The sequence below is a fragment of the Streptomyces sp. NPDC052236 genome (assembly GCF_044548015.1).
Classification (GTDB): Bacteria; Actinomycetota; Actinomycetes; order Streptomycetales; family Streptomycetaceae; genus Streptomyces.
In genome coordinates, this window is sequence record NZ_JBIUBL010000002.1 from 62,020 (window position 1) to 84,327 (window position 22,308).

At 70.4% G+C, this 22,308-nt stretch carries 16 protein-coding genes and 1 riboswitch; of the genes, 11 read left to right on the plus strand and 5 right to left on the minus strand.

Annotated features, from left to right (window positions below; all coding sequences use genetic code 11):
* The first annotated feature begins 154 nt into the window (after positions 1–154).
* The 4 genes from ACIHCQ_RS04230 (at position 155) to ACIHCQ_RS04245 (ending at position 3,739) form a co-directional block, all read left to right on the plus strand.
* Positions 155–1,447: a PspC domain-containing protein gene (locus ACIHCQ_RS04230; RefSeq protein WP_399657776.1), complete on the plus strand. Its 1,293-nt coding sequence runs from the start codon at positions 155–157 to the stop codon at positions 1,445–1,447.
* Entirely contained in the window at positions 1,444–2,139 is a 696-nt protein-coding gene (locus tag ACIHCQ_RS04235; RefSeq protein ID WP_399657778.1) for a LuxR C-terminal-related transcriptional regulator, read from the plus strand. The genes ACIHCQ_RS04230 and ACIHCQ_RS04235 overlap by 4 nt, the downstream gene beginning before the upstream one ends.
* Positions 2,140–2,233: 94 nt before the next feature.
* The gene (locus ACIHCQ_RS04240; RefSeq protein ID WP_399657780.1) at positions 2,234–3,343 is read left to right on the plus strand and encodes an alpha/beta hydrolase; all 1,110 of its coding nucleotides are present in this window, start codon (positions 2,234–2,236) and stop codon (positions 3,341–3,343) included.
* Between the two features lie 42 nt (positions 3,344–3,385).
* Positions 3,386–3,739, plus strand: coding sequence for a hypothetical protein (locus tag ACIHCQ_RS04245; RefSeq protein WP_399657781.1), 354 nt, complete (start codon positions 3,386–3,388; stop codon positions 3,737–3,739).
* A 50-nt stretch (positions 3,740–3,789) separates the two neighbouring features.
* On the opposite strand, the gene ACIHCQ_RS04250 is transcribed toward ACIHCQ_RS04245, so the two are convergent.
* Positions 3,790–4,983, minus strand: a complete 1,194-nt coding sequence (locus ACIHCQ_RS04250; protein ID WP_399657783.1) for an NlpC/P60 family protein — start codon at positions 4,981–4,983, stop codon at positions 3,790–3,792.
* A gap of 2 nt (positions 4,984–4,985) precedes the next feature.
* Positions 4,986–5,148: riboswitch (cyclic di-AMP (ydaO/yuaA leader) on the minus strand.
* Positions 5,149–5,365: 217 nt separating this feature from the next.
* Here ACIHCQ_RS04250 and pcrA point away from each other — a divergent pair.
* Complete coding sequence (gene pcrA, locus ACIHCQ_RS04255; RefSeq protein WP_399657786.1) at positions 5,366–7,852, plus strand: DNA helicase PcrA; 2,487 nt, start codon at positions 5,366–5,368, stop codon at positions 7,850–7,852.
* Between the two features lie 117 nt (positions 7,853–7,969).
* Here the strand turns inward: pcrA and ACIHCQ_RS04260 are convergent, their stop codons facing one another.
* Together ACIHCQ_RS04260 and ACIHCQ_RS04265 are read right to left on the minus strand one after the other, a co-directional pair.
* A complete protein-coding gene (locus ACIHCQ_RS04260) occupies positions 7,970–9,406 on the minus strand; it encodes a M23 family metallopeptidase (protein ID WP_399657787.1) in 1,437 nt (478 codons plus the stop codon).
* Between the two features lie 213 nt (positions 9,407–9,619).
* Positions 9,620–10,537 carry a lipase family alpha/beta hydrolase gene (locus ACIHCQ_RS04265; RefSeq protein ID WP_399657789.1) on the minus strand — a complete coding sequence of 306 codons (918 nt, stop codon included), beginning with the start codon at positions 10,535–10,537 and terminating at the stop codon, positions 9,620–9,622.
* Between the two features lie 396 nt (positions 10,538–10,933).
* On the opposite strand from ACIHCQ_RS04265, the gene ACIHCQ_RS04270 reads away from it, so the two are divergent.
* Positions 10,934–11,347 (plus strand): cobalamin B12-binding domain-containing protein, encoded by a 414-nt coding sequence (locus tag ACIHCQ_RS04270; protein ID WP_399657791.1) that lies wholly within the window; start codon positions 10,934–10,936, stop codon positions 11,345–11,347.
* A 534-nt stretch (positions 11,348–11,881) separates the two neighbouring features.
* Here ACIHCQ_RS04270 and ACIHCQ_RS04275 read toward each other — a convergent pair.
* Entirely contained in the window at positions 11,882–13,522 is a 1,641-nt protein-coding gene (locus tag ACIHCQ_RS04275) for a DUF5691 domain-containing protein (protein WP_399657793.1), read from the minus strand.
* A gap of 28 nt (positions 13,523–13,550) precedes the next feature.
* Positions 13,551–14,900 carry an SWIM zinc finger family protein gene (locus tag ACIHCQ_RS04280; RefSeq protein WP_399657795.1) on the minus strand — a complete coding sequence of 450 codons (1,350 nt, stop codon included), beginning with the start codon at positions 14,898–14,900 and terminating at the stop codon, positions 13,551–13,553.
* 144 nt (positions 14,901–15,044) lie between these two features.
* On the opposite strand from ACIHCQ_RS04280, the gene ACIHCQ_RS04285 reads away from it, so the two are divergent.
* The 5 genes from ACIHCQ_RS04285 (at position 15,045) to sucC (ending at position 22,294) form a co-directional block, all read left to right on the plus strand.
* Positions 15,045–15,455: an MmpS family transport accessory protein gene (locus ACIHCQ_RS04285; protein ID WP_399657796.1), complete on the plus strand. Its 411-nt coding sequence runs from the start codon at positions 15,045–15,047 to the stop codon at positions 15,453–15,455.
* Between the two features lie 110 nt (positions 15,456–15,565).
* Positions 15,566–16,687 carry an AAA family ATPase gene (locus ACIHCQ_RS04290; RefSeq protein WP_399657798.1) on the plus strand — a complete coding sequence of 374 codons (1,122 nt, stop codon included), beginning with the start codon at positions 15,566–15,568 and terminating at the stop codon, positions 16,685–16,687.
* On the plus strand, positions 16,684–19,584 hold the full coding sequence (locus ACIHCQ_RS04295) for a DUF5682 family protein (RefSeq protein WP_399657800.1): 2,901 nt from the start codon (positions 16,684–16,686) through the stop codon (positions 19,582–19,584). Before ACIHCQ_RS04290 ends, ACIHCQ_RS04295 begins: the two co-directional genes overlap by 4 nt.
* Positions 19,581–20,771, plus strand: a complete 1,191-nt coding sequence (locus ACIHCQ_RS04300; protein ID WP_399657802.1) for a VWA domain-containing protein — start codon at positions 19,581–19,583, stop codon at positions 20,769–20,771. The genes ACIHCQ_RS04295 and ACIHCQ_RS04300 overlap by 4 nt, the downstream gene beginning before the upstream one ends.
* Before the next feature lie 344 nt (positions 20,772–21,115).
* Positions 21,116–22,294 carry an ADP-forming succinate--CoA ligase subunit beta gene (sucC, locus tag ACIHCQ_RS04305; RefSeq protein ID WP_399657804.1) on the plus strand — a complete coding sequence of 393 codons (1,179 nt, stop codon included), beginning with the start codon at positions 21,116–21,118 and terminating at the stop codon, positions 22,292–22,294.
* The last annotated feature ends 14 nt before the right edge of the window (positions 22,295–22,308 follow it).

Below are 22,308 nucleotides of genomic sequence, written 5' to 3' on the forward strand. Positions count from 1 at the left end.
GTGACGGGCGCCGTGCCGTGATGGCACCCACGCCGACCCTGGACCTTCCCTGATATCGCCTTACGCTTTCAGGAATGGTTGTCAGGGACGGATTAGGGGGCCGATCAGGGGCGACCCTGATACGTGGCCCGCACCCACGTGTGACGATCGAGGCATGCCAGTCGTCACATCCCGGCCCGTCGGTTCCTCCCGCGCCCCCGCGCCGGAGGAACTGCCGCTGCGCAAGCTGTACCGCAGCGCCGACGGCCGGATGCTCGGCGGCGTGGCGCGCGGTCTTGCCGGGCATCTGGGACTGCCCGTCTTCTGGGTACGGCTGGTCTTCCTCGGCCTGTTCATGGCCGACGGCCTCGGCGCGCTGCTGTACGCGGTCTTCTGGATCGTCGTACCCCTCGGCGTCGGGGGCCGGGCCACCGAGCCGCGCTCCGTCTTCGAGACGACCCCCGACGGCAGGCGCAGGCTGCGCAAGCCCGACAAGGGCCAGCTCTTCGCGATGGTCACCCTGTTCATCGGCGTCGCGATCTTCATCGCCAATATCAACGTGGGCAGCAGCACCAACCGCTATGTCTGGCCGACGCTGCTGATAGGCGCCGGTGTGGTGCTGGTGTGGCGGCAGACGGACAATGCCCGCCGCGCCCGCTGGAGCCAGGTCGGCCACCGCCGGCGCTTGCTGCAGCTGGGCCGGGCGCTGGCGGGTGTGGCCCTCGTCGGCATGGGCCTGACCGTCTTCATGGTGGTCCGCGGCTCGGCGGCCCAGCTCGGGAACGTACTGACCGCGGCGATCGCCGTCATCGCCGGTGTCGCCCTGCTCGCGGGGCCCTGGCTGGTGCGGATGACGCAGGACCTCTCGGAGGAGCGGACCATGCGGATCCGGGCCCAGGAGCGTGCCGAGGTCGCCGCGCATGTCCACGACTCCGTACTGCACACCCTCACGCTGATACAGCGGAACGCCGACGACGGGGGCGAGGTGCGCCGTCTCGCCCGCGCCCAGGAGCGCGAGCTGCGCAACTGGCTCTACAAACCGGAGGGCAACGGCAAGGACGAGGACGAGGAGCCCGACACCCTCGCGGAGGCCGTGAAGAAGTCCGCCGCCGAGGTCGAGGACAAGCACGGCGTCCCGCTGGAGGTCGTGGTCGTCGGCGACTGCCCGCTCGACGAGAAACTGTCCGCGCAGATGCAGGCCGCGCGCGAGGCAATGGTGAATGCGGCCAAGTACGGTGGCGAGGGTGGTGCCGTGCAGGTATTCGCGGAGGTCGAGGGCCGCACAGTCTTCGTCTCCGTACGGGACAGGGGACCGGGATTCGATCCGGACGCGGTTCCCCAGGACCGTATGGGCGTAAGAGAATCGATCATCGGCCGGATGCAGCGCAACGGCGGAACGGCACGACTGCGCTCGGTTCCCGGCGGGGGCACCGAGGTCGAGCTGGAGATGGAGAGGGCGAGCGAATGACCGAAACCGAGGCTGGTTCACAGACCACCGGGCGGCATGTGCGGGTCGTGCTCGTCGACGACCACCGGATGTTCCGGACCGGGGTACAGGCAGAGATCGGGGAGACCGACCGTACGGGCGTCGAGGTGGTCGGCGAGGCCGCCGACGTCGACCAGGCGGTCACCGTCATCACGGCGACCCGCCCCGAGGTCGTCCTGCTGGACGTGCACCTGCCGGGCGGCGGCGGGGTGGAGGTGCTGCGTCGCTGCGCGCCGCTGATGGCCGCCCCCGAGAATGCCGTACGGTTCCTGGCGCTGTCCGTCTCGGACGCGGCGGAGGACGTGATCGGGGTGATCCGCGGCGGCGCCCGCGGCTATGTCACCAAGACCATCACCGGTACGGACCTGGTGGAGTCGATCTTCCGGGTACAGGACGGCGACGCGGTCTTCTCGCCGCGGCTGGCCGGCTTCGTGCTGGACGCGTTCGCCTCGACGGACGCGCCGCCGGTGGACGAGGACCTGGACCGGCTCACCCAGCGGGAGCGGGAAGTTCTGCGGCTCATAGCGCGCGGCTATGCGTACAAGGAGATCGCGAAGCAGCTGTTCATCTCCGTGAAGACGGTGGAGTCGCATGTCTCGGCGGTGCTGCGCAAGCTCCAGCTCTCCAACCGGCACGAACTGACCCGATGGGCGACCGCCCGTCGCCTTGTCTAGTCCTGTCGCTGTCCATGTCCTGTTGCCCAGTTGTGAGGTAACCGGTATATAGCCGGGCAACCGGACGTGCCCTGTTCTCCTCTTGCAGTGCGTGATGAATCTGACGGGGACCACCTTCTTCGTGATCACGATCGTGCTGGTCGTGATCGCCGTTCTGCTGCCGCTGCTGTTGTGGAGCCGGCTGCGCGGGCCCGCCGTGGTGCGGGGCGCCGGCCGGCTGCTCATGGTGCTCTTCGCGCAGGCCACCGCCGTACTGGTGGTGTTCGTGGCGGTCAACAACGCCAACGGCCTGTACGACAGCTGGGGCGATTTGCTCGGCACGTCCGACCACGTCGAAGCGGCGGCGGACCTCGGTCCGAACGGCACCGGCGGCAAGACGCTGGCCTCGCTGCCGAAGGTGGTCCAGAAGTTCGAGAGCATCCGCGACCCCTCGCTCGGCAGCGGGCTGCGGCGCACCGAGCTCAAGGGCGCCATTTCGGGGGTGCGGGGCGAGGTGTACGTCTGGCTGCCGCCGCAGTACGACGACCCGGCGTACCGCGGCAAGAAGTTCCCCGTCGTCGAGGTGCTCGCCGGCTTCCCCGGCTCCTCGAAGAACTGGTTCCGGACGCTCAAGTTCCAGAAGCGGGTCCAGCCGCTCATCGAGTCGGGCGAGGTCGCGCCGTTCATCGTGGTCGCGCCCCGCACCATGCTCGGCGACCACGACACCGGATACGCGAACATACCGGGCAAGGTCAACGCGGACAGCTGGCTGACCGTCGACGTACGCAAGATGGTCGCCGACAACTTCCGGGTCTCCCTGGACCCGGCCGGCTGGGCCATCGTGGGCTACTCGGCGGGCGGGCACGGCGCGGCCAAACTGGCTCTCGCCCACCCCGACCGCTACAGCGCGGCCGTCAGCCTCTCCGGCTACAACGACCCGGCCGCCGAGCCCGGCTCGCTCACCGCCAAGGACCCGGTGCTGCGCCGCGAGCACAACGTACTGAACATCCTGAAGTCGGCGAAGACCCCGCCGCGCGTATCGCTGCTGGTGACAGGACAGGGGGCGGACGGGTACAAGCCGGGGCTCGCGCTGAAGCACGCCGCCAAGCCGCCGACGGTGGTGGACGTACGGGCGACGACGGGCGGGCATGTGACGCCGGTGTGGAGCAGGCAGCTGCCGTACGCGTTCACATGGCTGACGCGGCAGATGAACCCGCATATCTGATTCCGGCACCGCAGGCCAGGAGCGGCCGTTAGGCTCCGCCCCATGGACTTACTGATCAATGCCTTCGTCGCCCTGCACATCATCGGCATCGCGGCGCTGCTCGGCGGCTACCTCACCCAACTGAAGGCGATGGGCGCGGGCACGGCACGCTTCACTCCGACGATGCTGCACGGCGCGCTGACGATGCTGATCACGGGCTTCGCGCTGGTGGGTCTGAACAGGGCCGACGACCAGACGGTGAGCGGCGCGAAGATCGGCGTCAAGCTGGCGCTGCTGGTGGTGATCCTGGGTCTGGTGTACGTCAAACGAGATCAGGAGCGGGTGGAGAAGGCGCTCTTCGGCGCGGTGGGCGGGCTGACGGTCGCGAACATCTTCATCGCGACGCTCTGGACGTGACAGGACCACCGGTCGTCCGTCCCGTCCCCGCCCACCAGCGGTGAAACAGCTCAGGCGGGACGCACGCTGCCGTAGATGGGCATGTAGTAGATCGACTCCTCGCGGACGTTCGTCCCGGGCTTGGGCGCGTGGATCATCTTGCCGTCGCCGATGTAGATGCCGACGTGGCTGATGTCGTCGTAGAAGAAGACCAGGTCGCCCGGGATCAGGTCCTTCGTCTCGACGCGCGTGCCGACGTTCGCCTGGTCCCAGGTGGTGCGCGGCAGATCCACGCCCGCCGCCTTCCAGGCGGCCCGGGTCAGCCCCGAGCAGTCGTACGAGCTCGGCCCGCTCGCGCCCCAGACGTACGGCTTTCCTGTCTGCGCGCGGGCGAAGGCCACAACCTTGGCGGATTCGGTGGTGGCGGTGCCGTCCTCGGCAGTGCCGATTCCGGTGCCGGTGCCGGTGCCGATTCCGGTGTCCGTGGCCGTGCCGGTGGTCTGCTCCTGCTGAGCCTGGCGGCGCTGCTCGGCCTCCGCTTCCTCCCTGGCCTTGGCCTCGGCCTTGCGGCGGGCCTCTGCCTCCCGCGCGCGCTCGATCGCCGCGAGCCGTGCCCGCTCCTCCGTGGTGAGCCGCGACAGTAGCGTGCGCGCCTCGCTCAGCTTGGACTGGACAGCCTGCTTGCTCGTACGCAGCGCCTGCTGCGAGCGCGTCAGCGCATCCAGGCTCTTCGTGGCCTCGGCGCGCTGCTTGGCGGCGGCGGCCCGCTGGGCCTCGTAGTCCTCAACGACACCGCGCTGCCGGTCGGTCACCCGGTCCATCAGCTGCGTCTGGTCGGAGTATGCCTGTGGGCTGTCCGCGAAGAGCAGCGCGGTGGTCGGGGTGACCGCGCCCGTCCGGTACTGGGCGGCGGCGAAGGTGCCCAGGGCGCGCCGGGACTCGTTCAGCTGTTCCGTACGCTTCGCGGTGTCGTCCAGCAGCTGGTCGACCTCGCGCCGCTGCCCGTCGGTGGCTTCCTTCGCCTTGTTGTACTTCTGGGTCTCGGAGCCCGCCTGCCGGTACAGGTCGTCGACCTTCTTCTGCACGTCTTCGACGGATGGCTTCGGCTCGGCGGGTGCGGCATCGGCGCTCTGCGTCGAGAGCAGGGTGACGGAGGCGAGGGCCGCCGTCGTGAACCCGACGGCGGGGGTGTTGGTGCGCAGTCCTGTCATTCCGGGGGCTCCGGTACGGGGACGCATTTTGCGATGCGACGACAAGGTCGACATCTCCTTCTTCCGTGAACCGCCTACCGGGTTAGCTGACGGGTTCGGGCGGAACGGAAGGTCGCCCTACGGACCATAGGGGTATGGTCCGATTCACCCCGGTTGTGCATGGTGGGTCCCCGGTTCCGAACTTCCTTAGCAGAAGCCCGAATTCAGCGCAGACGGCCCGGTTGGCGGGGGTCGCCATGGGGGTACAGGCCGTCTGGTCGAGCACGCTAGCCAATGCGTGTGGCTGTTGTGAAGGTTGATGGCCGATATGCCCGATACATTTTCGTGACCTATGTTTGGGATTACCCGGCGTCGTGACTGGTTACGGTGCGCGTCCTCGGCGTCGTACCCCAATGCGGCGTGAGTTGTCAGTCCGGCGGCCTAGACTCGTAAAGCGATGAGCAGCCTCTTTGACGACAGCTTCCTGGCGGACCTCCAGCACAGTTCGGAGCACCCTCCGCCACCGCCCGAGGACTCGGCCGCCCCGGAGAAGATCCCGGACGATCTCTTCGAGGGCGCATTCGACGTGCCTGCTGCCAGGGACCCGTACCACCGCGACGGCGCCCCGCGCACCGTCGTGGACCCCGCCGCCCTGCTGGAGGGGCTGAACAGCGAGCAGCGCGCCGCCGTCGTACACACCGGGGCGCCCCTGCTCATCGTGGCCGGCGCCGGGTCCGGCAAGACCCGCGTCCTGACCCACCGGATCGCGCACCTGCTGGGCACCCGCAGCGTCCACCCCGGCGAGATACTGGCGATCACCTTCACCAACAAGGCCGCGGGCGAGATGAAGGAGCGCGTCGAGCAGCTCGTCGGCCCGCGCGCCAAGGCCATGTGGGTCATGACCTTCCACAGCGCGTGCGTCCGCATCCTGCGCCGGGAGTCCAAGCGGCTCGGCTTCACCTCGTCGTTCTCGATCTACGACGCGGCCGACTCCAAGCGCCTGATGGCCCTGGTCTGCCGCGATCTGGATCTTGATCCGAAGAAGTTCCCCCCGAAGGCTTTCAGCGCGAAGATCTCGAATCTGAAGAATGAGCTGATCGACGAGGAGGCCTTCGCCGACCAGGCTGCTGGGGGCACCTCCCAGGCCGAAGGCTCTGGGGGAGGTTTTGAGAAGACGCTCGCCGAGGCGTACCGGATGTACCAGGCGCGGCTGCGCGAGGCCAACGCCCTGGACTTCGACGACATCATCATGACGACCGTCCACCTGCTCCAGGCCTTCCCGGACGTCGCCGAGCACTACCAGCGGCGCTTCCGGCATGTCCTGGTGGACGAGTACCAGGACACCAACCACGCTCAGTACACACTCGTACGCGAACTGGTGGGGACGGGTCAGGACGACCTGCCGCCCGCCGAGCTGTGCGTCGTCGGCGACGCCGACCAGTCGATCTACGCCTTCCGTGGCGCGACCATCCGCAACATCCTCCAGTTCGAGCAGGACTACCCGAACGCGACCACGATCCTGCTGGAGCAGAACTACCGCTCCACCCAGACGATCCTCTCCGCCGCCAACGCCGTCATCGAGCGGAACGAAAGCCGCCGCCCCAAGAACCTGTGGACGAACGCGGGCGCGGGCGCGCAGATCACCGGCTATGTCGCGGACACCGAGCACGACGAGGCGCAGTTCGTCGCCGACGAGATCGACCGGCTGACGGACGCGGGCGAGGCCAAGGCCGGTGACGTCGCCATTTTCTACCGTACGAACGCCCAGTCCCGCGTCTTCGAAGAGATCTTCATCCGGGTCGGGCTGCCGTACAAGGTCGTCGGTGGAGTGCGTTTCTACGAGCGCAAGGAGGTCCGCGATGTCCTCGCGTATCTGCGCGTGCTCGCCAACCCCGAGGACACCGTCCCGCTGCGCCGCATCCTCAATGTCCCCAAGCGGGGCATCGGCGACCGCGCGGAGGCGATGATCGACGCGCTCTCGCTGCGCGAGAAGATCAGCTTCGCGCAGGCGCTGCGCCGCGTCGAAGAGGCGTACGGCATGGCGGCCCGCTCCGCGAACGCCGTCAAGCGCTTCAACGTGCTGATGGAGGAGCTGCGCACGATTGTCGACTCCGGTGCGGGCCCGGCGGTGGTGCTGGAAGCCGTGCTGGAGCGGACCGGCTACCTCGCCGAGCTGCAGGCCTCGACGGACCCGCAGGACGAGACCCGCATCGAGAACCTTCAGGAACTGGCGGCGGTGGCGCTGGAATTCGAGCAGGAGCGCGGTGAGGAGGAGGGCTCCGGCACCCTCGCCGAATTCCTGGAGCGGGTGGCGCTGGTCGCCGACTCCGACCAGATCCCCGACGAGGACCAGGACGGCTCCGGTGTCATCACCCTGATGACCCTGCACACCGCCAAGGGGCTGGAATTCCCTGTCGTGTTCCTGACCGGCATGGAGGACGGCGTCTTCCCGCATATGCGAGCCCTCGGGCAGGCGAAGGAGCTGGAGGAGGAGCGCCGGCTGGCGTACGTCGGGATCACACGCGCCCGCGAGCGCCTGTATCTGACGCGGTCGTCGATGCGCAGCGCGTGGGGTCAGCCCGCGTACAACCCGCCGTCGCGGTTCCTGGAGGAGATCCCCGGCCAGCACCTGGAGTGGAAGCGGACGGGCCCGATGGCCGCGCCCGCCGGTCCGACGTCCGGTATCGCGTCGTCGCTGTCGTCCTCGCGGTCGCGGTCGGGTGGCAGGGGCGGCGGCGGGGCTTCGGGCTTCGCCACGCGGCGGGCGAGCGACAAGCCGGTGCTGGCGCTGTCGGTGGGGGACCGGGTCACACACGACCAGTTCGGTCTGGGGACCGTGGTGGAGGTGACGGGGTCGGGAGCGGACGCACAGGCGACGGTCGACTTCGGGGACCCGAAGCCGAAGCGGCTGTTGCTGCGGTACGCGCCGGTCGAGAAGCTCTGACGACACCCGGCGCCGCGTCTTGAGCCGGGTTCTACGGACCGACCGACCGGCTACGGATCGGCCGGGCTTCCCCGGTCCGGTCCTCCGGTCGGCTGGTTCTCCGGTCCGGATCCGCGGTTACGTCGGGTCGAGGCCGTGGCTGCGAAGCCACGCCAGCGGGTCGATCGCCGAGCCGCCGCCGGGCCGTACCTCGAAGTGGAGGTGCGGACCGGTGGAGTTGCCGGAGTTGCCGGAGTACGCGATGACGTCACCGGCCTTGACCGAACCGGAGCGCATTCTCGTGCTGCTCAGGTGGCAGTACCAGGTCTCGGTGCCATCGGGCGCGGTCACGATCGCCATGTTTCCGTAGGCGCCGTTCCACTGCGTACGGACGGTGCCGTCGGTCACGGCGCGCACCTCGGTGCCGTACGAGACGGGGAAGTCGATGCCGGTGTGCACGGACATCCAGTTGACCCCGGCCTGGCCGTAGCCGGCGCTCAAGCCTTCCTGCGCCACCGGCAGGACGAACTTGGGTCGCAGCCTCTCCAGGCGCTCGGCCGCATCCTTGCGCTTCTTCTTGTCCGCGTCCTGGCGCGCCTTCAGATCCAGGCGTTCCTGAGTGCGGGAGGCGCGGTCGCCGAAGTCGCGGGCGTCGGCGCTGAGCGCGGCGAGCTGCGTATCGATCTTGTTGTTGGCGGCGACCGGCTTGACTGAGGACGGGTCGGCGGCCGTCAGGGTGGTCACGCCGGCCTTGCTCTCGCCGTCGTCGGCGGCGATACCACCGACGGACGCGGCGGCGATACCGGCCACGCCCATCACACAGGCGGAGGGCACGGCGACGGTGAGGAGTGCCGAGCGCTTCGCGGGGGTACGGCGGCGGCCTCGGCTTCCGCCGGAACGGCGGACGGGGTAGGGGGTGACGGGCGCTACGGGGGTAAGAGTCTCCGGCTCGAGTCCAGGTTCGTGTTCGGGCTCGAACTCGGCTTCCGCTTCCGGCGCCTGCTCTGGTTCCTGCTCGTGTTCGTGTTCGGCCTCGAACTCGTGCGGGTAGTCCGCGGGCTGGAACTCGGTCGGGTTCTCGTACCCGCTCTTGTACCCGGGTTCGTAACCGGCCTCGTAGCCGACTTCCGGGATGAACTCGTGCTCAGGGGTGAACTGTTGCGGTACGAAGGCGGTTGCTGCCTCAGCGCCGGTGCCGGTGCCCGTGCCCGTGTTCCAGGCGGTGGCGTCGTAGGTGCCGGTGCTCGTGTCCGTCTCGTACGCGAAGGTGGCCGCGGCGGTCTCGTACTGACCGGTCTGCGCGGTCTGGTTCCAGGCGTTTGCGTCCCACTGGCCCGTGGCGTCGTACTGGCCGGTGGTGTCGTACTGCGCGAACTCCTGCGGCTGCTGCGCCGCGTAAGTGTCATAACCGGTGGTCTGGTGAGAGCCGGTGTCCCACTGGGTGGAGTCGTACTGACCGCTCTGGCCCGCTTCGTAGTTGCCCGGCAGGGCACCGAAGAGCGGGTCGATGTCGAAGCTGCCGGTGGTGTGCCCGTCATATGCGACGTACCCGGCGTGGGCGTGCTGGTCGGTCACCAACTTCTCTCTCGCCTCGGCAGCAGGACCTGCATCCCCCAGAGGGGAAAGCGTGGCGTGACTGTACCCGGCAGTATGCGACGGCGACAATCTTCCGCAGGTTTTAGGTAATCAGGAAACGGGCATTCGGCCGCCTTTCGGCGGCCTATGGGGGCAGCCTTGGCCTTACGTTCGAAACGTGTTCGATCCCCCTCTACGTCTATTGGCGCTGAGTCATGCGACGGAGAAGGCTCCCGAGGAGGTCGCCGCGGACTCGCTCGACTCCAGTGCCTGCCGGATGCCGGCTGCGACGGCGGGGTGGAGCGGCAGGGCAAGATGACCGATTCCGCTCACACGCACATTCTCGGCGATGAGGTCCGGGTGATCGATGCAGGCGGTCTCGACCGGGATCATCAACTGGTCGAGGTCGCTCCAGAAGCTCACGAACCGGGTGCGGCAGCCGGGCGCCGGGGAGCGCAGCTCTTCGATCATCGCCGAGCCCGGGCGCATCTGGCGGACTATGGGATGCGCGCTCGCGAGCGGGGCGACAGTGGTGCCGGAGTGCGGGGTGCCCAGGGTGACCAGGGTGCGTATCCGCTGGTCACCGCCGAGGCGCTGCGCGTAGTAGCGGGCGATCAGGCCGCCGAGGCTGTGCCCGACGATGTCGACCTGGCGATGGCCCGTACGTGCGCAGATCTCCTCTATGTGGTTGCCGAGCAACTCGGCGGCGACGCGAACGTCGCAGGTCAGAGGGGAGTAGTTGAGGCATTCGAGGTGTCGCCAGCCGTGCCGGGCGAGGGAGCGGCGGAGCAGGACGAAGACGGAGCGGTTGTCCACGAAGCCGTGGAGCATGACGACGGGCGGGTGGGACGGGCCCGGGGGCGTCGGCAGGGTGGCGGCGGCCGGGGAGGGGAGTTTGGCCTTTCCGGGCTTGGGGCCGGGGCCGGGGCCGGGGCTGTCGCGCTCGTGGCCGTCGTGGCCGTCGTGACCGTCGTGGGGATCATGGCGCTCATGGGTGAGGCCGGAGGGGTAGAGGAGCAGATGTCCGGCGAGGATCGCCAGTTCCAGGGCGGTGGCGCGCAACAGGGCGGCCGAGAGCTGTAGATGCCGCAAAGGGCGCAGAAACAGTGGAAAGAGGGGTGAAACCCTCATGGCCGACCTCCCTAAATGGCGCGCGGGGGACGGCTCCGTCCCCCATGTGCCCTCATGGGCCACTCAGGTCTCATACCAGCCTCTTGCGGCAATATGTCCGCGTCGGGTCAACGAGAAGAGGTGCGGCGGCACTGTGTTGTGCGTCTGATGCACAGTGCTACGGCGGACCTGAAGCGGCTCTCTCGTGATCGTCCCCAGGCGGCGGCCGGATGTACCTTTTGGTGGTCTTTATGGCTGTAGCTATGACTTGCGCGCCGCGTTGTGCGGGGGCGATGCGTAGCGAACATGTCCCATGTGTGATTTCCCCCTCGGTAACCTCCGCGAAACGACTGGTTGAGCGATGCTGTAGATAACGTTCGTTCACTTTGGCGGCGCAGGTCGTGTGTGGAGGCAGCGATGGGTGTGACCGGTCCGATCCGTGTGGTGGTGGCCAAGCCGGGTCTCGACGGCCATGACCGTGGGGCGAAGGTGATCGCGCGGGCCCTGCGGGACGCGGGCATGGAGGTCATTTACACCGGCCTTCACCAGACTCCTGAGCAGATCGTGGACACGGCGATTCAGGAGGACGCGGACGCGATTGGGCTGTCGATCCTTTCGGGTGCGCACAACACGCTCTTCGCGAAGGTGATCGAGCTGTTGAAGGAGCGCGAGGCGGAGGACATCAAGGTTTTCGGCGGCGGGATCATCCCGGAGGCGGACATTGCTCCGCTGAAGGAGCTGGGCGTGGCGGAGATCTTCACGCCGGGCGCGACGACGGCGTCGATCGTTGACTGGGTCAACGCGAACGTTCGCGAGCCCGCAGAGGCGTAACGCTTCCGGCGCGGCGCTTGGCGTGTGCGGGTGGCCGGTCCAGCGCGGGCGTCTCGGGCACGGGTGCGGGTTGCCCAGTCCGGGGCGGGTCGCTTGTGGTTCGGGCTTCGGCCCCGGGGGTGCGGGTTCCTGTCCGGTGCGGGATCCGGCCCCCTCCGGGCCGACTCCTCGGGGTCGGCGGCATACAGGTCAATGGTTTTCGTCGTCCTGATTTTGCCGCCAATCCCCACGGGTGGCCCCAAGCCGCAGACGGGTGGGGGCGCACGTGCCTTCCTTGGTGGTACGGCCCAAACCGCGTCGCGGCGTGAAGCCGCCCGGACCGCTTGCAGGGGCCGTTTGCTTTGCGGCAGAGCCGCCGGAGCACCTTGGGCGTCAGCCCCACGTACCTGAGGGGCGGGTGCACCGTCCACTCCGCGGCGCAGCCGCTGGAGCACGCGCGGGGCCGAGTCCGTCTGCCGCGGCGCGAAGCTGCCGCACCGCAGGCCGGGGGCCGCCCGCTCCGGCAAGGGGTCAGTCTGGGGGTGCAGCCCCCAGTTACGGGAAGGGGCGGGGTGGGGGAGCCGCCACCGCTTCCAGTTCTACCCGTATCGCCGCCCGCAGGTGCAGCGTCGACACCATCCGCTGGAACGCCTCCGACCAGTAGCCCCCCGCCCCCGGCGACGCCCCCTCCCGTTCGTCCGGGGTCGCCGTCAGGGACTCCAGGCGGGTCGCCTCCGCCGGGGCCAGGCAGCGTTCCGCCAGGCCCATCACCCCGCTGAAGCTCCACGGGTAACTCCCCGCGTCCCGCGCGATGTCGAGCGCGTCGACCACCGCCCGGCCCAGCGGTTCCGCCCACGGCACCGCGCACACCCCCAGCAGCTGGAATGCCTCCGACAGTCCGTGCGCCGCGATGAAGCCCGCCACCCAGTCCGCGCGCTCGCCCTCCGGCAGCGTCGTGAGCAGTTTTGACCTCTCGGCCAGGGAGATCGTGCCGGGACCGGTATCCGGTGGGGTCCCGGGCGGGCCGAGCAGGGCGCGGGACCACTCCGGGTCCCGCTGGCGCACCGCCGCCCGGCACCACGCCGCGTGCAGCTCGTCGCGCCAGTCGTCGGTGACGGGCAGCGCGACGAGCTCCTCGGCCGTACGCCCGCCGAGCCGGTCCGGCCACGTGGACAGTGGGGCCGCCTCCACCAGCTGGCCAAGCCACCAGGACCGTTCGCCCCGGCCCGACGGGGGGCTCGCCGCCACCCCGTCGCGCTGCATGTCGGCGTCGCATTCGTGCGGCGCCTCCACCGCTATCGCCGCCCCGCCCGCGTCCCCGCTGCGGTCCAGGCCGACGCACGACGCCGCCCGCGCCGCCATCCGCCCGGCGAGCGCCGAGCGCGGCAGCGCCGCGAGGAGCTCGGCCGCCGTGGCGCGGACATTGCGGCTGCGGTCGGACAGGGCCCGTTCCAGGAACGGCTCGTCCGCGTCGGACAGTCCCCTGCGCAGCGAGTCGAGGAACATCAGCCGGTCCTCCGCACGCTCCGTGGACCATGTTCCGGCCAGCAGCGCCAGCGCCGCCCCCGCGTCGCGCGCCCGCACCGCGCCCAGCAGGGCGACGCGCTCGGCGAACAGCCCCTCCTCCCACAGGCGCCGGACCGCCTCGGCGTCTTCCGCGGCCGGAAGCGTGGAGCCCCCGGAAGCCCCCCGCAGCGCGAACTTCCACTCCGGGTTGAGCCGGGCGAGCCATAGGCCGCGCGGCCCGGCGAAGGCGAGGGCCTGTGGCCGCAGATCCGTACGCGCCCGGGACGCGTCCAGCAGCGCGGGCAGTACGGAAGGCGGCGCCTGATACCCGTGCTCATTGGCCGCGGCGAGCCACTGCGGGAGCAGCTCCGTCAGATCCGGTGCCGTACCGCGCCGCCCCCCGGCGGACGGGGCGGACCGGTCGGCCAGCAGTTGCGCCAGCCGTCGCCGGGCGGGTGCCGGCAGCTGGGGGCGTGTGTCGTGCGGCGCGGGCTCCGGGCGGGCGGCGGCAGGCGCGGGCAGCAGTCCCGCTCTGCGTCGTACGGTATGGAGCGCCGCGGCGTCCAGCAGAGCGGTCGGCGCGTCCTTGCCCGCGGTCATGGCATCCGCCGGCGGTGTGCGGCGGTCGGTACCCAGAAGGGCCGAAGTGACGAGCTCTTCCCAGGGTGAGGTGCTGGTGGTGCTGGTCATGGCGTCCTCCGTACGTTCACGTTCGCCTTCAGATGAGGGAGACCGTCTCGGCTGCGTCCTGCGACCAGGCGGCGAGCGGGTTGAAGCCCTGGTGGCCGCACTCGCCGAAGACAGTGACCGGGCCGCCGCCGGAGAGCGCCGCGAGCTTCCACAGCCCCGTGCGGGTTAGTGCGGCGGGGGCGACGGGCAGCGCGGACCCGCTCTCCGCGTCGGCCAGTTGCCACCCCTCGCCCGCCGGGACCGGTATGACGCCGGTCAGCGTCACCGGCCACGCGTCCAGCCAGGGATCGTCCCGCAGGGCCGACCCGTACGCCTCGACGGCTGCCGCGGCAGAGCCGCCCGGCGGCGGTGACCCGATCGGGACGGGCACGCCGAACCGCTCGCCCAGCTCCGCCCGCAGCTGCCCCGCGCCCCCGTACGGCGTGAGTTCGGCGTCGATCACGAGCCCCACCGGCAGAGCGTGCTGCGGGGAGCGGCCCGCCGCGCCGAAGGAGAGCAGCAGCGCCGTGCGCCCGGACTCCCGCCCGTACAGCCAGTTGCGGCGGGTGGTGAGCTTGCCGTCCGACGAGTCGTACTGGGCCAGGATCAGCCAGTGGTCCCGGACCGGCGGGCCCTCGGGCGGTGCGGTGAGGCCGATCCGGGTGCGGACGGTCGTGGCCAGCGGATCCGGCAGCCGCTCGATGCCCAGCCACGCCACGTCCAGCAGGTGGATCAGCGCGCACTCCTCCAGCAACCGCACCGGCCAGCCCGCCCCGGACCCGGGTATCGCGCCCAACTCCCGCACCCGCCCGGCCAGTCCCGGGGCCTGGGCGTCGACCATGCGGGCCGCGGTCTCCTCCCACATCGCGTACCCCGGCCGCTCGGCCGCGGCCAGGCCGCCGCGCAGCAGATCCGCCAGCCGCTGCTCAAGCTCCGTCGCCCCCGCGGTGATCCGGTCGGCCCGGCGCTCGGCCCGGCGCCGCGCCGCCTCCGGGTCGGCGGTCTTCGCGGGCTGCCCCGCGCCCGCGTCGCCCTGCTCCTTGTCCGTGGCGCGCTTTCTGCGCCCTGCCAGCCATTCCTCCGCCCAGTCCGGCGTCGCCGACCGGGCGACAGCGTCCTCGGCCCCCGCCCAGAGCAGCAGTAGTCCCAGCGCGTGCTTGCACGGGAACTTCCGGCTCGGGCAACTGCACACATAGGCAGGGCCCGTGGTATCGATGATGGTCTGGTACGGCTTGCTGCCGCTGCCCTTGCACCGGCCCCACACGGCCCCCGAGCCGCTGCTGCCCGCGCCGGACCAGGGCCCGGCCGTCCCGAGTCGGCTTCCCGCTTTGCGTGACGTATCGTCAGGAGCCAGAGCCAGCACCTGTTCTGTTGTCCAGCGCACCCCCGGTTGATTCATGGTGGCAACGCTACGGGCCACCACTGACAACGGGCCCTGAGCTGCGGCTCTGTGCGTTCGGCCGCGACTTTCGACAACTTGACTTTACTCTTTCTTTGCGATTGGCTGCGGGGCTAAAACCTTCAAGATCCGGGGGGATTCCCTATGAACCGCACCATCCGCGCCGCCGTCTGCGCCGTCGCCGTCGCCGGTCTCACGCTCGGCCTCTCCGCCTGTTCCGAGGCCGTCGACGCCGTCGACAAGGCCACGAACGCGACGTACGAGGTCACCTACGAGGTCAGCGGCAAGGGCGTCGACTCGATCGACTTCCACAGCGGTGGCGGCAGCGCGACCAACCCGACGATCGAGACGGTGCAGAAGCCGGCCCTGCCGTGGACGAAGACGGTCACCCTGCGCGGCATCATGCCCCCGGCGGTCATGCCGCTCGCCGCGGACCTCACGGGGTCCGAGGTCAGCTGCAAGATCACATACAAGGGCAAGGTCATCAAGGAGGAGAGCGGCGAGGGCCTGGCCGCTGCCGCCGGGTGCATCGCGGTCTCGCCGATCGTCGGGTAACTCCCTGGCGAACGTGGCCCTTTAGGTTCTGACCTGCGGCGACGGCCGATTGTCAGTGGCATGGTGCACCGTGGATCCCACAACAGGTCGAACGATCTGGAGGGGGATCCATGACCGTGTCCGAAACCGGCGCAGCCACGGGCGCCGAGGTCGCCGAGGTCCTGCGGCCACATGCCGAGAACGCTTTCGCCGACGAGCTGACGGCGCTGGCCGCGGCCGACGACCGGCCGCGGCCGGGCAACTGGAAACTGTCGCCGTGGGCCGTCGCCACCTATCTGCTCGGCGGCACGCTGCCCGACCGGACGGTGATCACACCCAAGTACGTGGGACCGCGCCGGATCGTCGAAGTAGCCGTCACCACGCTGGCGACCGACCGGGCGCTGCTGCTCCTCGGCGTGCCGGGCACTGCCAAGACCTGGGTCTCCGAGCACCTCGCGGCGGCCGTCAGCGGTGACTCCACCCTGCTCGTGCAGGGCACGGCGGGCACGTCGGAGGAATCCGTCCGCTACGGCTGGAACTACGCACAGCTGCTCGCCCACGGCCCCAGCAGAGACGCGCTGGTACCGAGCCCCGTCATGCGCGCGATGTCCGACGGAATGACGGCGCGGGTCGAGGAGCTCACCCGTATGCCCGCGGACGTACAGGACACGCTGATCACCATCCTGTCCGAGAAGACCCTGCCGATCCCGGAGCTGGGGGAGGAGGTGCAGGCGGTCCGCGGCTTCAATGTCATCGCCACGGCCAATGACCGCGACCGCGGGGTCAACGACCTCTCCAGCGCGCTGCGCCGCCGGTTCAACACCGTCGTGCTGCCGCTGCCCGCGACGCCGGAGGACGAGGTCGACATCGTGTCGCGGCGCGTCGGCCAGCTGGGGCGCTCCCTGGAGCTGCCGGCCGCGCCGGAGGGCCTTGAGGAGATCCGCCGTGTGGTCACTGTCTTCCGGGAGCTGCGGGACGGGGTATCGGCCGACGGCCGCACCAAACTCAAGTCCCCCTCGGGGACGCTGTCGACGGCCGAGGCGATCTCCGTCGTCACGGGTGGCCTCGCGCTCGCGGCGCACTTCGGGGACGGCGTGCTGCGGCCCGGCGATGTGGCGGCGGGCATCCTCGGCGCGGTCGTACGCGACCCGGCGGCGGACCGGGTCATCTGGCAGGAGTACCTGGAGACGGTGGTCCGTGAGCGGGACGGGTGGAAGGACTTCTACCGCGCCTGCCGCGAGGTGAGCGCATGACCGGCCCACTGCTGCTCGGCGTCCGCCACCACGGACCGGGCTCGGCGCGGGCGGTGCGGGCCGCGCTGGAGGCGGCGGCGCCGCCGGCCGTCCTGATCGAGGGCCCGCCCGAGGGCGACGCCTTGCTCGCGCTCGCCATGGACGACCAGATGCGCCCGCCGGTCGCGCTACTGGCGCACGCGGTGGACGACCCGGGGCGGGCGGCATTCTGGCCACTGGCCGAGTTCTCGCCGGAGTGGGTGGCGATCCGCTGGGCGCTGGGGCGGGGCGTGCCGGTGCGGTTCATCGACCTCCCGGCGGCGTATTCGCTGGCGCTGGCGGCGGAGGAGGAGGCGGGGACAGGGACGGGGGACTGCCCTTTGGACCCCTCGGACCCCTCGGACCCCTCGGACCCCTCGGGTGCTGCCGCGCCCGATTCCCCGGAGCCGGTGGGAGTGCCTGGTGCCGCGTCCCTTGCGGGACAGGCGCCGGATGGCGCCCCGGCCTCTCCGATGACTGGAGGCGGTGGCGCGGAGTCGTACGTGAGCGGCGCGTCCGGCTGCCCTCGCGGGGGCGGGGCGGCCGGAGCCTTTGTCTCCGGTGCTGACGCGGACGAAGGATCCGGGGAGCGTGGCGGGGGTGGGGCTGGGGGAGCCCCACCGCCTGGTGCGGACGTGGGCGGCGGGGGCGGCCGGCGGGATGCGGGTGGGGTTGGAGGCCTGAAGCCCGGAGCGGACAGCGGCGTTGGCGGGGAGCCGTACGGCGGCGGCGTTCCCGAGGAGCGGGATGCGGGCAGGGCCGCTGGAGGACTCGCGACCCGTAGGGGCGGGGGCTTCGGCACGGAGTCGTACGCGGGTGGCGCGCGGGGCGGGCGCGGGGTACCCCATCAGCGCGGCGGGGATGAGGTCGCCGGAGGCCTGGCGGCTGCCTCCGAAGCCGTCACGGTTCCGTCCGGCCGCGGACGTGACGCGGGCGGCGTGCAGGGGATGCGGATCGACCCCATCGCCGTGCTTGCCGAGACCGCCGGGTACGACGATCCCGAGCGGTGGTGGGAGGACGTCGTCGAGCATCGAGGGACGGGGGGCCACGCGGCCGATCCCCTCGCCCCCTTCGCAGCCCTCGGCGAAGCCATGGCCGCGCTGCGTGAGACATACGGCCACGGCGGGCATGACCGTGATCTCGCCCGTGAGGCCCATATGCGGCTCCAGCTGCGTGCCGCGCGCCGGGAGTTCGGGGATGAGGTCGCCGTCGTCTGCGGTGCCTGGCATGTGCCCGCGCTTCAGGAGCGGACCACCGTCGCCGCCGACAGGGCCCTGATCAAAGGGCTGCCCAAGGTCAAGGCCGAGTTGACCTGGGTCCCCTGGACGTACCGCAGGCTCGCCCGGCACAGCGGCTACGGCGCCGGCATCGACTCGCCCGGCTGGTACGGGCATCTCTTCGGCGCGCCCGACCGGCCCGTCGAGCGGTGGATGACCAAGGTCGCGCGGCTGCTGCGGGACGAGGACAGGATGGTCTCCTCCGCGCATGTCATCGAGGCCGTCCGGCTCGCCGAAACGCTCGCCGCCATGCGCGGCCGTCCCCTCGCCGGGCTGACCGAGACGACCGACGCGATACGGGCCGTGATGTGCGACGGCTCCGATGTGCCGCTGGATCTGGTCCGGGACCGGCTGGTTGTCGGGGATGTGCTCGGCGAGGTGCCGGATGCCGCGCCGGCCGTGCCGTTGCAGCGCGACCTGACCCGGCTCCAGCGCAGCCTGCGGCTCAAGCCGGAGGCGCTGGAGCGGGAGCTGGAGCTCGATCTGCGCAAGGAGACCGACGCGGCCAAGAGCCGCCTGCTGCACCGGCTGCGGCTGCTCTTTATCGGCTGGGGCGAGCCCGCCGCCGGGCGGGGGAGCACCGGCACGTTCCGGGAGAGCTGGCGGCTGCGCTGGGAGCCCGAGCTCGTCGTGCGGGTCGCGGAGGCCGGGGTCTGGGGCACCACCGTGCTCTCCGCCGCCACGGCGAAGGCCGAGTCGCAGGCGGTGTCGGCGACCGCCCTCGCCGATGTCACCGCCCTCGCCGAGCAGTGCCTGCTGGCCGAGCTGCCCGAGGCGCTGCACGTGGTGATGACCGCGCTGGCCGACCGGGCGGCGCTGGACGCGGACGTGGGGCACCTCGCCCAGGCGCTGCCCGCCCTGGCCCGCTCCCTGCGGTACGGGGACGTGCGATCGACGGACACGGCCGCGCTCGGCGAAGTCGCGGCCGGGCTCGCCGAGCGGATCTGCGTCGGCCTGCCGCCCGCGTGCACGGGACTCGACGCGGACGGCGCGGCCGAGATGCGGGGGCATCTCGACGGCGTGCACACCGCGATAGGGCTGCTGCCGAAAGCCCGTGAGCTGGGCGAGCGCTGGGGATCCGCCCTGCACCGGCTCGCGGTCCGCGACACCGTGCCCGGGGTGATACGCGGCCGGGCCGCCCGGCTGCTGCTGGACGACGGGCGGCTCCAGGAGGACGAGGCCGCGCGGCTCATGAGCCTCGCCCTCTCCCCGGGCACACCGCCCGCCGAAGCGGCGACCTGGATCGAGGGTTTCGTCGGCGGCGCGTCCGGCGGCGGCATGCTCCTGGTCCATGACGAGCGCCTGCTCGCACTGGTCGACGCGTGGCTGACCGGCGTGCCCGCGGACGCGTTCACGGACGTGCTGCCGCTGCTGCGCCGCACCTTCTCGGCGTACGAACCGGGCGTGCGCCGCACTCTCGGCGAGCTGGCCAGGCGCGGACCCGTGGCGGGCTCCCGTCCCGCGTACGCCGAGTCGGCGGTGCCCGGCTTCGGCACGGGCATCGACGGACCGCGGGCGGACGCGGTGCTGCCGGTGCTGCGCCTGCTGCTCGGCATGGAACTCGGCATGGAGGGCGACAAAGTTGAGGGGGTGGTCCTATGACAGTGACCGGCCAAACCGAACAGGCCGGCCGAACCGATCACGATGAGCGGTTGCGGCGGTGGCGGCTCGTGCTCGGAGGGGAGTCCGTCGACGGAACGGGCCACGCGCTCGCCGGGACGGACGCGGCCATGGACGGCGCCCTGACCGCCCTCTACGGCGGCGGTGAGAAGCGGTCCGGCAGCCGGGACCGGTCCGCCGGCCTCGGGGCGTCCGCGCCGTCCGTCGCGCGCTGGCTCGGCGACATCCGTACGTACTTCCCCAGCTCCGTCGTCCAGGTCATGCAGCGTGACGCGATCGACCGGCTCGGCCTGTCCACACTGCTGCTGGAGCCGGAGATGCTGGAGGCCGTGGAGGCCGACGTTCATCTCGTCTCCACCCTGCTCTCCCTCAACAAGGCCATGCCAGAAACGACCAGGGAGACCGCCAGAGCCGTCGTACGCAAGGTTGTCAACGAGCTGGAGAAGCGGCTCGCCACCCGCACCAGGTCCACCCTCACCGGAGCGCTCGACCGGTCAGCGAAGATCAACCGTCCGCGCCACCGGGACATCGACTGGGACCGCACCATCCGGGCCAACCTCAAGAACTATCTGCCCGAGTTCGGGACGATCGTCCCCGAGCGGCTGATCGGATACGGACGCGCGTCCCAGTCGGTGAAGAAGGACGTGGTCCTCTGCATCGACCAGTCGGGCTCGATGGCGGCGTCCGTCGTCTACGCGTCCGTCTTCGGCGCGGTCCTGGCGTCCATGCGGTCCATCGCCACCCGCCTGGTCGTCTTCGACACCGCGGTCGTGGACCTCACCGACCAGCTGGACGACCCGGTGGACGTGCTCTTCTCCACCCAACTGGGCGGCGGGACCGACATCAACAGGGCCCTGGCGTACTGCCAGTCACAGATCACCCGTCCCGCCGACACCATCGTCGTACTGATCAGCGACCTCTACGAAGGCGGCATACGGGACGAGATGCTGAAGCGGGTCGCGGCGATGAAGGCGTCCGGGGTGCAGTTCGTCACGCTGCTGGCCCTCTCCGACGAGGGGACGCCCGCGTACGACCGCGAACACGCGGCGGCACTCGCGGCGCTCGGCGCGCCCGCCTTCGCCTGTACGCCGGACCTCTTCCCGGACGTCATGGCGGCGGCCATAGAGAAGCGCCCGCTGCCGATACCGGACACGTCGACTCCTCGGTAGCATCGGTGACGCCGGCAATGTCGATAAATGTCGACAGCAGTGGCCTGGCCGGTACGGTCCGCACCTCTTGCGGCCGCCTCGCGCCCGGCCGCCCGGTCGCCCGTGATCACTCCTGGCAGGGCCAGGAGTGCGATCTGTGACCGTTATCACCGCCCAGGTGTGATCTGTGATTTAGGGACCCACCTCCCACGGGGATAACCTGCGAGACGGACATGCCGCGTCCACGGACTCCGTGTGCGCCTCCCTTGTGACAGCGCTCGTCACGTTGCCCTTCGCGGCACGCCCACGCAGACACTGATCACTGCAAAATCTTTAAAGACATAAAGACCAAGGGACGGACGCGCGTGGACCTGTTCGAGTACCAGGCGAGGGACCTCTTCGCCAAGCACGGTGTACCGGTGCTGGCCGGTGAAGTCATCGACACGCCTGAGGCGGCGCGCGAGGTGGCAGAGCGTCTGGGCGGCAAGGCTGTCGTCAAGGCGCAGGTCAAGGTCGGTGGCCGCGGCAAGGCCGGCGGCGTCAAGCTGGCCTCCAGCCCCGAGGACGCGGTCGCCAAGGCCGACGCCATTCTGGGCATGGACATCAAGGGCCACACGGTCCACAAGGTGATGCTGGCCGAAACCGCGGACATTGTGGAGGAGTACTACGTCTCCTTCCTGCTGGACCGCACCAACCGCACCTTCCTCGCCATGGCGTCCGTCGAGGGCGGCGTGGAGATCGAGATCGTCGCCGAGGAGAACCCCGAGGCGCTCGCCAAGATCGCGGTCGACGCCAACGAGGGCTGCACCCCGGAGAAGGCCGCCGAGATCGTCGCCGCCGCGAAGTTCCCGGCCGAGATCGCGGACCAGGTCGCCGACGTCCTCCAGAAGCTGTGGACCGTCTTCATCAAGGAGGACGCCCTCCTTGTCGAGGTCAACCCGCTGATCAAGTCCGGCGACGGCAAGATCATCGCGCTCGACGGCAAGGTGTCTCTCGACGAGAACGCCGACTTCCGCCAGCCCGAGCACGACGCGCTTGAGGACAAGGCCGCGGCCAACCCCCTCGAGGCCGCTGCCAAGGCCAAGAACCTCAACTACGTCAAGCTCGACGGCGAGGTCGGCATCATCGGCAACGGTGCGGGTCTGGTCATGTCGACCCTCGACGTCGTCGCGTACGCCGGTGAGGCGCACAACAACGTCAAGCCCGCCAACTTCCTCGACATCGGCGGCGGCGCCTCCGCCGAGGTCATGGCGAACGGCCTGGAGATCATTCTCGGCGACCCGGACGTCAAGTCCGTCTTCGTCAACGTCTTCGGCGGCATCACCGCCTGCGACGAGGTCGCCAACGGCATCGTCCAGGCCCTGGCCCTGCTCAAGAGCAAGGGCGAGGAAGTAACCAAGCCGCTGGTCGTGCGCCTCGACGGCAACAACGCGGAGCTGGGTCGCAAGATCCTGTCCGACGCCAACCACCCGCTGGTACAGCGCGTGGACACCATGGATGGCGCGGCCGACAAGGCCGCCGAGCTCGCCGCGGCTGCGAAGTAAGGGAAGAGGGACTC

Bases quoted from the DNA above. Each gene is read 5' to 3' on its own strand.
- ACIHCQ_RS04230 (WP_399657776.1), top strand. From the start codon at position 155: ATGCCAGTCGTCACATCCCGGCCCGTCGGTTCCTCCCGCGCCCCCGCG.
- ACIHCQ_RS04235 (WP_399657778.1), top strand. From the start codon at position 1,444: ATGACCGAAACCGAGGCTGGTTCACAGACCACCGGGCGGCATGTGCGG.
- ACIHCQ_RS04240 (WP_399657780.1), top strand. From the start codon at position 2,234: ATGAATCTGACGGGGACCACCTTCTTCGTGATCACGATCGTGCTGGTC.
- ACIHCQ_RS04245 (WP_399657781.1), top strand. From the start codon at position 3,386: ATGGACTTACTGATCAATGCCTTCGTCGCCCTGCACATCATCGGCATC.
- ACIHCQ_RS04250 (WP_399657783.1), bottom strand. From the start codon at position 4,983: ATGTCGACCTTGTCGTCGCATCGCAAAATGCGTCCCCGTACCGGAGCC.
- pcrA (WP_399657786.1), top strand. From the start codon at position 5,366: ATGAGCAGCCTCTTTGACGACAGCTTCCTGGCGGACCTCCAGCACAGT.
- ACIHCQ_RS04265 (WP_399657789.1), bottom strand. From the start codon at position 10,537: ATGAGGGTTTCACCCCTCTTTCCACTGTTTCTGCGCCCTTTGCGGCAT.
- ACIHCQ_RS04270 (WP_399657791.1), top strand. From the start codon at position 10,934: ATGGGTGTGACCGGTCCGATCCGTGTGGTGGTGGCCAAGCCGGGTCTC.
- ACIHCQ_RS04275 (WP_399657793.1), bottom strand. From the start codon at position 13,522: ATGACCAGCACCACCAGCACCTCACCCTGGGAAGAGCTCGTCACTTCG.
- ACIHCQ_RS04280 (WP_399657795.1), bottom strand. From the start codon at position 14,900: ATGAATCAACCGGGGGTGCGCTGGACAACAGAACAGGTGCTGGCTCTG.
- ACIHCQ_RS04285 (WP_399657796.1), top strand. From the start codon at position 15,045: ATGAACCGCACCATCCGCGCCGCCGTCTGCGCCGTCGCCGTCGCCGGT.
- ACIHCQ_RS04290 (WP_399657798.1), top strand. From the start codon at position 15,566: ATGACCGTGTCCGAAACCGGCGCAGCCACGGGCGCCGAGGTCGCCGAG.
- ACIHCQ_RS04295 (WP_399657800.1), top strand. From the start codon at position 16,684: ATGACCGGCCCACTGCTGCTCGGCGTCCGCCACCACGGACCGGGCTCG.
- ACIHCQ_RS04300 (WP_399657802.1), top strand. From the start codon at position 19,581: ATGACAGTGACCGGCCAAACCGAACAGGCCGGCCGAACCGATCACGAT.